The following is a 13,909-nucleotide window of genomic DNA, read 5'->3' as shown; positions in this document are numbered from 1 at the left end:
ACTATCGTTGCTGCTTCTTTTTTTTAGGGGGCTGTCTATTGATGTTGGGTGATTTTGTAGATTGTGGGCGAGTCCTCATATTAGGCCAAGGCACCCGGAACAACGTATCTTTTAAGTCGCTCTGAATGAACGGAGCAAAAGGTGACATGTACGGTACGCCGAATGAACGTAGTGTACACAGATGAGTCACGGTAATTAACAGCACAATAAGAATGCCGTAGAAACCAAAGGCAGCTGCCAACATCATCAGCACGAAGCGTAAGATTCGGACAGAGATCGATAGACCGTTCTCTGGGATGACGTAACTTGAAATTGCAGTAATGGAAACGATAATGACCATTGCTGCTGAGACAACCCCGGCATCAACCGCAGCCTGACCGATAACAAGTGTACCTACGATGGAGACAGCCTGACCGACCGTTTTGGGAATTCGGATACCAGCTTCACGCAAGATCTCGTAGGTTAATTCCATAAGCAATGCTTCAATGAACGCAGGGAAGGGGACTCCTTCTCGTTGTGCAGCGAGGCTGATAAGTAGATTGGTCGGTAACATCTCTTGGTGAAAGGTTGATATGGCAATGTAAAAGGATGGAGCCAATAGTGCAATAAAAAATGCCAGGTATCGAATCATACGGATCAATGAGCTGATGTCTGCCCGTTGATAATAATCCTCAGGAGACTGAAAGAAATGTACGAACAAGGCCGGTACAAGCAGTACAAAAGGTGTACCATCCACAATAATGGCAACGCGACCCTCAAGGAGTGCAGCAGCTACGGAATCGGGACGTTCGCTGTTATAAACCGTCGGGAAGATGGTGCGTGTCTCATCCTGAACAAATTCCTCTATATATCCGCCTTCCAGGATGCCATCGATATCGATCTGATCCAGACGTTTTCTAAGTTCTTCAACAACATCATTGTTGACCGTATCCTTTAAGTAGAGTACAGCGACTCTTGTTTTGGTGATCTGTCCGATTTCTCTTTCTTCAATCCAGAGGCGAGAATCTCGTATTTTTCTGCGAATCATTGCTGTATTTGTACGTAAATTTTCATTGAATCCTTCCATGGGGCCACGGACAACAGTCTGTGATATCGGCTCGCCAACAGAGCGATCTTCCCACCCGGCAGCTCCAATCTTGAGACCATGCACAGAACCCTCAATCAACAGGATGGCAAAACCAGCAATCATGGCATTTAATACATCATCCATATCCTCAATGAGCAATACTTCACTAGCAGCAAGAACATCATTTTGAAGGTAAATGAGATGTTCATCATCTGCTGAAAAATCAGGGAGTTCGCGTCGCTGTAACAAGGATTCAAGAATAGCCTGATTTAATATCTGTACGTCTACGAGACCATCGATATATAGCAGAACGGCAGGCCATTTGTGCAGGCATTGGAAAGGGCGAATCATCAGGTCATTGCTGTTTCCCATCATCTCTTTGCAGTACTCTATGTTTTGACTCAGATTTGGATTGATATGCTGCGTTGTATCATGACTCTGCGCATCGATTCTCATATTCATATCCCCCCAGTACAACCTTTATTTGCAAAGTAGTATGACCTGGATGAATACAGATTATGACAACAAAGTGTGTGAGTAATGAAGATGCTATATAAACTTAATTGAATCAAACGGATTACATAGAGAATTTATATGGAGAGGCGGTTGTTGAGTATTTTGGGGGAGGGGAGGATGGGCTTCTCCAGGTGTGGATATCGTACATTTATTTCTGTGTGCCAGGCATTTCATAAGTTAAGAAAATAAAAAAAAGAGCTGCATCGTCTGCGGCTCATGATAATGGCATGTGTTAACTCGTTGTATTTGTTTCTTGTTATTTCGATCTCATTGCAGAAGATTTTAGTCGGCATTTTGTTTTTGTCTTTGGGGAACAGGAGCTTTCTTCTTCACATTACGTTGACTCCAGACAGTGCGGTAACGGTAAATCACAGCAATTAACAGTAAAAGTCCAACCCCTGCTAGGAGGTACGCAGAGTACTTATGCGCGAGCTGAAATACGACGTTCCACTGAGGGCCGAATACTTTGCCGATGCCTAGAAATAGGACAACCCAGAATAGTGCACCCGAGTAAGCGTAAAGAGCGAATTTGCGAAAAGGAATCGCAGCGATACCTGCAAAATAACCTGTAAAGTGCCGCACACCTGGAATGAAATAGCCAATGAAGATCAGACCGTTACCATATTTACCGAACCATTTCTGCGTTTTATCCAGCTTGTCCTGCTTCAATAAAAACCATTTTCCATAGCGGGTTATAAACGGCAGTCCTGCTTTAACTCCAATAAAATACGTGATGGTCATGCCAATTGTTGTTCCTAGAAACGCAAGGATCAGAAGGAATCCAAAGTCGAGCTGTCCTTTGTATGATAAATACCCTGCGTAAGCCATCGTTGTTTCACCTGGGAAGGGAAGGGCAATGAACTCAAGTAACAATCCAAAAAATAATACGCTATATCCATACGATCCAAACAGATGTTGGATCTTCTCAAGCAATTCCAATACTTTTCACTCTCCTGAGGTTAAGGTGTGAGTTACGAAGCGTACCATAACTCCCGGACTGTCTTGCTTAGGATATGCTACCTAATTCATAGCAAAGAATCAATCGTAATCCATACGATACGATCCGAAAAATTATAGTGAAGAATGACGTCTTTTTTTCACATGGCCTCCATATAATTCTAACAAATCCGCTGAAGTCTATCAGCAAATTTACTAGAAACGTTGGAGGTTGATTCATAAATGACGCAAAACATGGAATCAAAGGTCAGTGTAGAAGTGGATATGCCCGTGAATGGTGCCCAAAAACATACATACAGGTTCCCCCAATGGATGACGTTCCTAGCACGGATAGTATTAGCGATAAGTTTATTTACAACGTGCGCGTGGATAACGGATATTTCTTACGCTTCAGGTTCTAATGTACCCACTCCCAACGAGAAAAATAATCCGAAGAAGACGGTCTATCTAAGTTTCGATGATGGTCCTGGATTGCATACGAGGGAAGTGCTAGATATTTTGAGTAAAGAGGAGATCCCCGCTACGTTCTTCGTACTTGGTGAGCAAGCGCAGCGAAATCCTGAACTTATTCGAGCAATTGTAGAAGACGGACATGCAGTGGGAAATCATACATTCAATCATAATTACAAGCAATTATATAGTGATTTCAAAGAATTCTGGAAACAGATTAAACAGACAGAAGAAGTGATTCATGGAATCACCGGGCTCCGCCCTAATCTGGTGAGAGCACCAGGTGGAAGCTATGGCCACTTTGATCAAAGCTATTTTGACCTGTTGAAGCTAGGTGGATATACCGTGATGGATTGGAATGTGGATAGCGGAGATTCGAGGCGTAAAGGTGTGCCTGCGAGCGAAATCGTACGTAATGCTACCAAGGTGCCTGTAGGAACCAGCTCAGTTATTGTATTAATGCATGATGGGGGAGCGCACGCCGAAACGGTAAAAGCACTGCCTGAAATTATCCGGTATTATCAGGATCAAAACTATCAATTCGATACGATCAAGGCTTCTGATCAGCCTGTCCAATTCCGTGTAAAGTCCGATGGGGCATATGCTTCTCGTAAGGCGCCAGGCAAAGCTTGGATTGCTGAGCATGTGGAACCTAATTCTGCCTTATGGCTCGCAGGTAAGGAACTAAAGGTAGAAATAGGGATGGCGGCAGCGACCTTGCACTCAGGAGAATTTCGAATAGAGGAGCAGCAGATCATGGTGCCTTTGCGAAGCTTCATGAAGAAGTTCGGCAGTAATGCACGTTGGGATGCAGAAACAAGAACGGCTACGGTAGTCTGGAAAGACCGAACTATCTACGCAAGCAGTATCAGTGGAGAATTAACTTCAGGACGATTAGGTCAAGCGGGCGAAACCGTGAAGGGGAAGGTTCGAAGTCAGGGCGGTACAACTTGGGTTCCGCTTCGAGATCTGTTAGAGCAGATGGGGCTGAGCATCCAATCCATGAAATCCAATAAATCGGAATGGACGGTGAAGGCAAACATTCCTGTAGCTGCTATGGGAAGGGGAAATCTTACAATCTACGTCTAATCTCTCTACTTCCGGGCAACACTGAAATCATAGATTACTATGACTAAGAAATGCCGATAATGGAAGGAGAACGAGTGATATGACGTATATTCGGATAGAACATGAGCACGCGGTGGAGTTATTAAATAGAGTAATTAAACGAGTTGAGACTGCTATTATCGGTAAGAACCGAGAGATTCAATATGTGCTTACGGCCATGCTCGGTGGTGGACATACACTTCTGGAGGATGTACCAGGCACAGGTAAAACGATGTTAGTTCGTGCGATGGCTTCTGCGCTTGACTGTTCCATGGGGCGCATTCAATTTACTTCGGATGTCATGCCAGCAGATGTAATGGGTACCTCGATCTATCATCCTCCTACAGGGGAATTTACATTTCGTCCAGGTCCGGTGATGTCTAATTTCGTATTGGCCGATGAGATTAATCGCGCTTCACCCCGAACCCAATCTGCTCTCTTAGAAGCGATGGAGGAGCGCCGGGTTACGGTTGATGGCACAACGTATGCGTTACCGCGTCCTTTCTTTTTACTGGCGACGCAGAATCCATTGCAGTTTGAAGGCACCTACCGTTTACCCGAAGCACAGCTAGACCGCTTCATGATTAAGATTGGACTCGGCTATCCTGAGCCTGAACAAGAAGTAGAGCTGTTAACGCGTATGCAAAATAGAGAATCTAGTTTGGCAAGTCCACCGGTCATGCTTGCGGAAGAAGTGGTAGCCATGCAGCGGGAGGTTAGACAGGTACATGTTGATGCAGTCATCAAGCAGTACCTGGTCTCCGTCGCTGTAGCGACACGTAGCCACTCATCCGTGAGACTTGGGGTTAGCCCTCGGGGCACGCTTGCTTGGATGGTTGCCACGCAGGCCTTTGCCTACCTTCGAGGACGCAGTTATGTGATCCCGGATGATGTCAAAGAGATGGCGATTCCTGTACTATCTCATCGCATTCAGCTTAAGTCCCAGAATAGAACAGAGGGTTCATGGTCACAAGAACAGGTGATTCAGGAGGCTTTGTCTTCCGTTCCGATCCCGGTTCAGTTGTCGGCACAGGGAAGGGGACGGAGGCCATGAGCACATTTGCCGGCCGTCTAATCAATACCGCCCTCATCTTGGCTTGTGGCTCCCTCTTCGTGTGGTATGGAGGCAAATCAGCATTGTTTCTCTTCGCCATTACACTTCTGATTGGAGTTAGTGGAGTGCTTATCCATGCCTGTGGTCCACGCTACATTGATATTCGCAGATATATGCAGTCCAACCGCATGTTATCTGGCGAAACCATTCATGTGCGAGTCGAGCTGGAATTCAAGAGTCGTATTCCGCTGTTGTGGATTGTGCTGTGTGAGAATACACCTGCGGGTGTGCATCGAAAGTGTTTTTTTCCAGGAATGAAGAGGCAATTCACCTATCAATACCAGTTGTCTGGTTTGAGAAGGGGCATCTACGAATGGGATAACGGCCGATTGTACTGGGGGGATATTTTCGGCTGGAATACGATATCTGCGGAGACGAGCGGCGGAACCTCATTGATCGTTGTACCTTCTGTCACGGTCACCGAATATGAAGAGAGCCACGTCACCACATCTACAGTTGCGGGAGAGGGACAGCTGTCCGAGCAGAGAAGTCTTCAGGGTAACCGGGGGCATGAGTTCCGCGACTATCAGCACGGTGATCCAATGAAACGAATCCACTGGAAAAGTACAGCCAAAACCGGGAGACTTCAGACGTTTGTCCCTGAAACAATGGAATCACCATCACTTCATATTTTGGTGTATGAAGGTCAGGCGGGTTATGGACAATCTTGGGATGATTCAAGCGATCATCCTGCATTTGAACGAGCCGTCAGTATGGCAGCAAGGTGGATTCATCAAGCGGATATGGATAGCATTCCGTATCAACTGTGGTCAAGCAACAGAGAAGGTCTAGCTTATCAACAGACGTATAAATTTGGTGAAATGCAATCTTTTAGTGACTTGGAGCTATCTCTAGATTGGTTAGCGTTAGCACGGATTAACCAGTCTTCACAGGGTGGAGCCGTCATGATGAACCGGATGATGCTGGAGCAGATGTCGATTGGATCGCGGGTTGTTGTACTCAGTGGACGGATGGATGCGGATCTTCATCAATGGGTGCTGGATGCTGTAAGTCTAGGAATTCAAGTAGAGGTGCAATTAACAGAGGCAGCAGGGACAAATCTAACAGATATAAGTACAGCGGATTCAAAGCTACCTGTACCTCAATCCCAGTCCGTCGCGTGGCTAGAGCAGCTTCAGCAGTGTGGGGTACAAATCTGCAACGTGGCAGATCACCCAACACCTCCTGTAGGAAAGGTGGTGGTTACGGATGTGGGAGCATAATCCGAACCGCCACTCACCATCCAGTGAATCTATTGCAGAAGGCTTGTCATACCTCAATCTGGACAACAGAAGCAAAGAGGCCGCAGAGCCTGTTAGTTATAGGTTGTTCATTTGCACACTGTTGCTGCTATTGTCTCTGGAATGGATCTATCCTGTGACCTCTTCGGGTCAGCAGGGAAGTGAACGTTTTTTATTGGTCATGGCTGGATTAACCGGAGCACTGCTTGTGGTCGGATTATTTCGTACTGGTTGGATTGCAGGCACGCTGATTCGATTATGTATTGCTTTTGTTGCCCTATGTTGCATGTACGGCGGACAAGATCCACTTGGATGGGGGATCACGTATCCTGAGATGCTAATGTCCGACTTGGATACCTTCATGCAGAGTGGACATTTCTATAGTATAAGTACAGAAACAAGAGGGTTCTGCATGATGTTAGGCTGGAGCATGCTGATTACCTCGGTGCAGTCTCTCTTTTTGCTGCGTCTAAGTGTCATGTTATTTGGTGGAGCTACACTGGTTTATTTGCTGCTGCTGGAATCTCTGGCTGGGCTGGATGTCTACACATCCATCGTACGTTCAGTACTCTGGATCATGCTCATCCAAGCTCTGTTGCAGCTCCTGCGTTTATCCGGTGGGGTTACGACACCACGTTATGCGCTGAATCCTTATGGGCGCTGGAGTATAGTGACTGTGCTTGCCGCCATAGCGATGATTTCTTTCTCTGGGTTGCCAGGTCACTATAGTTCAATCTCGCAACCGGAGCGTATATCCCTTAATGAGATTGGTGAACGTCTGGCACAATGGGCAGGCTATAATGCAGGAGATAGTATTCCTGCTGCAGCATCTGTTACAGGATATAGCACTGCCGATGCTCCTATGGGTGCACCTCTGACCCAAGGGGATACGGTCTTTTTTGTAGCGAAAAGTCCAGAACCGACGTATTGGCGCGGCGAGACTCGCTCATATTATAACGGCAGTACATGGAGTGATCCTGCGCAAAGTTTCGAAACGGCTAGTCCATCCGGATTACTACGTACAGATGGATGGGAGAATCAGAACTATTGGACTCGCATTCTACAGACCGTTACGATGCAGCGAGAGTGGAAGGGACCCAATCCGCTCTTTACGGGAGGGATGCCGCTCAACGTATCATTTCAGGATCGTGAAAGCGTTAATGAGAAAACCATGCTCTCGCTTCTGTCGAACAGGGATTCAGCGACGCTGTGGCTGTCGGGTTCAGGCCGCCGTGTATCCGTTAAACGCTATACAGCAGATGTGATGATTCCTACAGCTGAGCCAGAACATTTACGTCTTCTGGAAGCCAAACATCGGAGTAAAGATCCTGCCGAAATTCGTAGAACTTACCTACAGCTTCCGGACTCACTGCCCGGACGTGTGCGTTCCCTTGCAGGTGAGATTATAAAGGGGAGCAAGACACGATACGATGCAGTACATGCAGTCCAGACATATCTGGCTAATCATGCTGAATATACACTGGATACACGTATGCCTCCGCGTGGAACGGATTTTGTGGATGATTTTCTGTTTGTTACTAAGCAAGGGTACTGCAATCATTTCTCAACAGCGATGGTTGTCCTTCTGCGTGCAGAAGGTATTCCAGCCCGATGGGTAAAGGGATTTGGTACAGGGCAGCTTGACCCTAAGGTTCCGGGTCAGTACAGCATTACCCAAGGTGATGCTCATTCTTGGGTGGAAGTATATTTCCCGGGCGCAGGCTGGATGCCGTTTGAGGCAACGCCTGGTTTTGTTATACCGCAAGCGACGGCGGGTACTGATGCCGAAGCTACGCAGCTCCAGGATGCAGGTGTGCAATCGCACCTGGAACCGTGGTCTGGTGCGAGCGCTTGGCTGCTCGCTCGCGCCCAAGCATTTGTCGCGGCGCCTTGGCTCACCGCGACGGCACTTGCGGCAGCGGCGGCATTGTTCGCCGCTGTAGCCTTCGGCGTGCGGCGGCTACGCCCCGCGCTGCCGCTGAGGCTGCTGCTGGCTTGGCCGCGCAGCAGCTTTCCGGACCGAGAGCGGCTGCTACGCGCTGCCGCTCCGGTCTGGCCCGCGCTTGCGCGGCAGTACGGCCCGCGGCCGCCGGGCATGACGCTGCGAGAATACGCAGCGTCACCCGCCGTTGCCGCAGGCACGGACAGCGCGGACATCGCGCGGTTTGCAGCCGACTGGGAACGGCTGCTGTACGGTCCAGAGCGTCCGCTGCGCGCGGACAGTCTGGACTTCCTGCGCCGGGCACTTCGGCTAGCCCGGCGGTTACCAAGGCGCTAGTTAAACGGCAAGGCTCTACGTTTAGCCGCCTGATCACGGACGCCTCTCTTGCCTAGCGGCGAACGAGGCGTCTTTCCGCGCTAACCTTGTTGAGATGGTTAGCATTGGTTAGAGGTACTTTTATTCAACAAGTAGGAGTGGAAAGGGTAGAAGAGGTGGAAAAATTGTGGGACTGACTTGAACAAAAGTGCAGTTACACCATAAAAAGAAGCATTCTTTTGTTCTCCATTCGTGTTGCTCATAAATTGTCGAATAAAGGAGTTTAGCCTTTCCTTGACGGTATGTTTTGTCGTTGCGTATAATTAGTTTCATTAATTGAGGGAGGCACGGTAATGAATAAGCAGAATGAAATTGTGGTTGTCCTTGACTTTGGGGGCCAATACAACCAGTTAATCGCCAGAAGAATCCGGGATCTTGGCGTATACAGCGAGCTTTTGCCGTATAATACACCGGCTGAGAAGATCGCAGAATTGTCACCAAAAGGGATCGTATTCTCGGGAGGTCCATCCAGCGTCTACGCTGAGAATGCACCGCACGTAGATCCAGGCGTATATGATCTTGGACTTCCAATCTTCGGAATCTGTTATGGTATGCAGCTTATGGCTCAACAGCTAGAAGGTAAAGTGGAACGTTCCGAGAAGCGCGAGTATGGTAAAGCAGACCTTGAGTTTGCTGCAGGTGCAGCATTGGCTCAAGGCATTGAAGGCGAACATACGGTATGGATGAGTCATGGTGACCATGTTGTTACACTTCCTCCGGGTTTCAAACTGGATGCAGGCACGGAAAGTGCGCCGATCGCTGCAATGAGTAACGATGAGCGCAAATTGTATGCTGTTCAGTTCCACCCAGAAGTGCGTCACTCTATTCGTGGTAATGACATGATTAGTAACTTCTTGTTTAATATCTGTGGTTGCGAAGGCAACTGGACGATGGAGACTTTCATCGATGACACGATCAGAGACATCCGCGAAAAAGTAGGCGACGGTAAAGTACTGTGCGCACTTAGCGGTGGTGTAGATTCTTCCGTTGTAGCTGCTTTGTTGCACAAAGCGATCGGTGATCAACTGACATGTATGTTTATCGACCACGGTCTGTTGCGCAAAGGTGAAGCGGAAAGCGTAATGGAGACGTTTGTTGGCAAATTCGACATGAAGGTTGTCAAAATTGATGCACAAGAACGTTTCATGTCCAAGCTGGCTGGTGTGGATGATCCAGAGCAAAAACGTAAAATTATCGGTAACGAGTTTATTTACGTATTTGACGAAGAGTCCAAGCAGTTCGATGATTTCGAATTCCTAGCGCAAGGTACACTGTACACGGACATCGTAGAAAGTGGTACAGCAACAGCTCAGACCATCAAATCTCACCACAACGTGGGCGGTCTGCCCGAAGACATGAACTTCAAACTCATCGAACCTTTGAACACGCTGTTCAAGGATGAAGTGCGTAAAGTAGGTACGGAGTGCGGCCTGCCGGACGAAATTGTACACCGTCAACCTTTCCCAGGACCAGGTCTTGCGATCCGTGTTCTTGGCGAAGTGACGGAAGAGAAACTTAAAATCGTTCGTGACTCCGACTACATTCTGCGTGAAGAGATCGCCAAGGCCGGTCTTGACCGCGAAATCTGGCAATACTTCACTGCCCTGCCGAACATGAAGAGTGTTGGCGTTATGGGTGATGCGCGTACGTACTCCTACACTGTAGGTATCCGTGCTGTAACATCCATCGACGGTATGACAGCAGACTGGGCACGTATCCCTTGGGACGTATTGGAGAAAATCTCCGTGCGGATCGTTAACGAAGTAGATAACGTAAACCGTATCGTTTATGACGTAACTTCCAAACCACCTGCAACAATCGAGTGGGAATAGTTAAATAAACATTAGAGAAGCTTGGAGAGCCTTATTTCGATAAGGTTTCTGCCAAGCTTTTTTTGTTTTATGGCATTATAAAAATTAGCAACCCTGTCTATTTGTTCAACGTCACAGAACTTTAGCAAGGGTACTTAAGGAGAACGACGCTGTATCCTTAATCTTTTTGACCAACTAGGAATTTGAATTCTCACACTCTCGCATCCTTATCGGGGCTGTACTCGATTATCGCTTGGGTAACAATGTATCCAATAATCTTAAAAATAGGGTAAGGAATACATTACGAATTGAGATTTGGCTGGTCTTATAATGTGATGCAGTGAGAGTATAAGGAAGCACATCTGAGCTTGGTGTTATTTCTTTTCTTTATCTCCTTTTTAGATTTACTTCAGATTCTTTTCAGGTTTGAGTTCTATACTGAGTACATACTACGGCAATTGGCTACTGAAAGGAGATTGAGTGTATGCGTAAAACCGACAATATGAGCAAATGGAAGATGGGCATTGGAAGTGCATTTCTGATGGTGATGCTGGCGGGATGCGGTTCGGGTGTGCAGGATCTGGCTTCCGGTTCCGGTGACTTTTCATTTGTAAACTTAGAGGCGGCGGATGCATCTTCCGATCAGACCAGAAATCAGGAAGTATCCTCTGACGTAACAACGAACACAGATCAGGATCAAAACAAACTACTTGATGCTTCACAGACAGAAATATAATCGACGTAGGATTGGTTTGGACAAATAGCTGGCTCTATAACATCACAAGTTATTTACAGGTTTAATATTAATATTACTCGAATAAAAGACAGGGCCATCTTTCAATAAAGAATAACCGTAATATCCACCTTTTCGCGCATGCTCATATGAACACAAGCTACCTTTATCGAAGCATTGGTTGTGCTTTGAAAAGGGTAGCTTTTTTAATATGCATTTAACTATCCGAAACGATATGAAGTCTGACAAAATGGACATATACTACTAGAAATACAGTTGATAAACTCGAAGGTAAATGGTTTGTAAATCGCTAACCTGGTTCTTTTTGTTAAATAATACGAACGATATGAAGAGGGTATGGAAATAACATTCGTTTTTATCATTGACAAAATAGAACCCGCCCTCCTAAAATAGTGATGGGAAACAAACAAATAGCGCATACTAATTCGTATAATCCTGGGGATTGGCCCGGGAGTCTCTACGAGATCACCCTAATGATCTGGCTACGAAGAGGAGCAGGCTAAGCACATAAATTCTACATGATTGCGTCTTACATCACGCACGCACATTAGAATTTTTTTGTTCTTGGTCAAAAGGCTTTAATGCCGCTCCTAGTCAAGCTGAGCTCTGGGGATATAACATCTTCAGGGTCATTTGTCGTTTTTCAATATGGCTTCAACATCTCTAAGGGGGAGTAAGTAATTTATGGATCGTTTCTTTAAACTCAAAGAAAACGGAACAAATGTTAGAACGGAGATTGTTGCGGGTCTGACCACCTTTATGACAATGGCTTACATTCTTTTTGTAAACACGTTGTTTCTAGGTTCTAGCGGGGCGGGAATGTCTGATAACGCAGTGTTTTTTGCAACGGCAGTCGGCGCTGGATTAATGACAATTATTATGGGATTGTTCGTAAATATTCCGATTGCGCTCGCACCGGGCATGGGATTGAACGCGTACTTCATGACAGTGGTTCTTAGCTCGAATGGTGCAATTACTTGGCAGGCAGCTCTTGGAGCTGTGTTCCTTTCAGGTATCGTGTTCATTATTTTGACCGTGACTAGAGTACGGCAAATGCTGCTCGTTGCAGTACCGCAATCGATTAAAATGGCTATCACAGTCGGTATTGGTTTGTTTATTACGATTATTGGTTTCAAATTGGCTAACTTGGTAGCAGTAACGGTGAACGTAGCGCCAGATGCAGATCTGAGCCAGCCGATTCCGGGCAGTAGCTTCAACCTTTCACTCGGTAACTTCGTAACACATCACGATGCACTGCTTGCTCTTATTGGTTTGTTGCTTATTGCTATTCTGATGGTTATGCGAATCAAAGGCGCTCTCTTGATTGGGATCGTGGCAACAACGTTGATCGGGATTCCGATGGGAGTTACTAATCTGAGTGGGTTGACTGGTGCAAGCTGGTTGCCTAACTTCAGTGATCTGGCTGTAGGACAGTTGGACTTAAAAGGCGCAATTAGCTTAGGTTTGTTTGAAATCATCTTTATCTTTACCTTTGTTGAATTGTTCGACACGTTCGGCACCATGGTAGGGACGGCAACACGTATGGGCATTATGAAAGATAAGAAAAAAGGCGAGAAAACGATCGGTAAAGCGATGCTCGTCGATGCAGTTGGTGTCAGCGCAGGTGCTGCATTGGGTACAAGTACGATTACTGCATATGTTGAAAGTGCTTCAGGCGTTGAAGCGGGTGGACGCACAGGACTAACTTCAGTAACTACGGGTCTGTTGTTTATCCTCGCATTGTTCATCGCTCCACTGGCACTGGTTGTTCCTTCTGCTGCGACTGCTCCAGCGCTGATCATTGTAGGTGTATTGATGATGAGTCAGGTTCGCAGTATTGAATGGGATGACTTCCTCCAAGCTTTCCCTGCATTCCTTACTATTGTGCTGATGCCTTTCACGGGTGGAATCGCGAACGGGATCTCTGCAGGTATCGTATCTTATGTAATCTTGGCGGTATTCAGCAACTTGGTAACAGAACGTAAAGTGAAAATTCACTGGTTGATGTGGATCTTAGCGATTATCGTAATATGTCGGTATGTATTTATGGGCGGCGAATAGTCGTGCAATTGAAATAAAACTTGAATAGAATAGAAGGAGAAGCCGATACGATGGTATATTACCGGAGTGTTGAGCTTCTTTTTTGTTTACTACTATATAAATAAGAAGGGATTCAACTTCGTTGATATGATGAGTCTCTATGCTTTCAATTCAATGCTGGTGATTAAAGAAAGTGAAAGATACATGCAGAGATAGTTGCAGTGTAGTGGTTCGGAAAAGATGGACTATGAAACGATGGAGATATGAACTTGGGATGAGAATAAAGATAAGGAGCTAGCTCCTGAATGAACTCAGGGAACGTATAATATAGAAACATCATACTTAGGAAACTATATATTATAGAAGAAACTTATCTTCTGAGAGGGAGCGATTAAGAAAACTGATTTTGTTTTAAAAAAAAGCTTGCGTTCTAAATCTGTACATGGTATATTCTAATTCCGGCCAAGAAAACACGAGAAACACGGTGCGGCAAGCAAACAACATAAGCTTCGAAAGAAACTTAAAAAAAGAGCTTG

General features: G+C 46.2%; 9 protein-coding genes and 1 riboswitch. Of the genes, 7 read left to right on the top strand and 2 right to left on the bottom strand.

All coding sequences use genetic code 11. The features are described 5' to 3' along the window. Position 1: 1 nt before the first annotated feature. Positions 2-1,528: a spore germination protein gene (locus J2T19_RS22335; protein WP_370874926.1), complete on the bottom strand. Its 1,527-nt coding sequence runs from the start codon at positions 1,526-1,528 to the stop codon at positions 2-4. Positions 1,529-1,864: 336 nt separating this feature from the next. Continuing rightward, positions 1,865-2,521 (bottom strand): DedA family protein, encoded by a 657-nt coding sequence (locus tag J2T19_RS22330; RefSeq protein ID WP_307219713.1) that lies wholly within the window; start codon positions 2,519-2,521, stop codon positions 1,865-1,867. A 240-nt stretch (positions 2,522-2,761) separates the two neighbouring features. On the opposite strand from J2T19_RS22330, the gene J2T19_RS22325 reads away from it, so the two are divergent. The 7 genes from J2T19_RS22325 (at position 2,762) to J2T19_RS22295 (ending at position 13,394) form a co-directional block, all read left to right on the top strand. After that, positions 2,762-4,078, top strand: coding sequence for a polysaccharide deacetylase family protein (locus J2T19_RS22325; protein ID WP_307219710.1), 1,317 nt, complete (start codon positions 2,762-2,764; stop codon positions 4,076-4,078). Positions 4,079-4,157: 79 nt separating this feature from the next. Next, a complete protein-coding gene (locus J2T19_RS22320) occupies positions 4,158-5,150 on the top strand; it encodes an AAA family ATPase (RefSeq protein WP_307219708.1) in 993 nt (330 codons plus the stop codon). Beyond that, entirely contained in the window at positions 5,147-6,433 is a 1,287-nt protein-coding gene (locus tag J2T19_RS22315; protein ID WP_307219706.1) for a DUF58 domain-containing protein, read from the top strand. Before J2T19_RS22320 ends, J2T19_RS22315 begins: the two co-directional genes overlap by 4 nt. Continuing rightward, complete coding sequence (locus tag J2T19_RS22310; RefSeq protein WP_307219704.1) at positions 6,420-8,729, top strand: DUF4129 domain-containing transglutaminase family protein; 2,310 nt, start codon at positions 6,420-6,422, stop codon at positions 8,727-8,729. The genes J2T19_RS22315 and J2T19_RS22310 overlap by 14 nt, the downstream gene beginning before the upstream one ends. Positions 8,730-9,061: 332 nt before the next feature. After that, positions 9,062-10,600, top strand: coding sequence for a glutamine-hydrolyzing GMP synthase (guaA, locus tag J2T19_RS22305; RefSeq protein ID WP_307219702.1), 1,539 nt, complete (start codon positions 9,062-9,064; stop codon positions 10,598-10,600). 463 nt (positions 10,601-11,063) lie between these two features. Then, positions 11,064-11,315, top strand: a complete 252-nt coding sequence (locus J2T19_RS22300; RefSeq protein ID WP_307219699.1) for a hypothetical protein — start codon at positions 11,064-11,066, stop codon at positions 11,313-11,315. 423 nt (positions 11,316-11,738) lie between these two features. Then, a riboswitch (purine riboswitch) is annotated at positions 11,739-11,838 on the top strand. 179 nt (positions 11,839-12,017) lie between these two features. Beyond that, positions 12,018-13,394, top strand: a complete 1,377-nt coding sequence (locus tag J2T19_RS22295; protein ID WP_056699874.1) for an NCS2 family permease — start codon at positions 12,018-12,020, stop codon at positions 13,392-13,394. The last annotated feature ends 515 nt before the right edge of the window (positions 13,395-13,909 follow it).

This window comes from Paenibacillus tundrae (genome assembly GCF_030812775.1).
Lineage (GTDB): Bacteria > Bacillota > Bacilli > Paenibacillales > Paenibacillaceae > Paenibacillus > Paenibacillus tundrae_A.
Note: the sequence above shows the minus strand (reverse complement) of the source record. Positions and strands in the feature narration are given on the sequence as shown.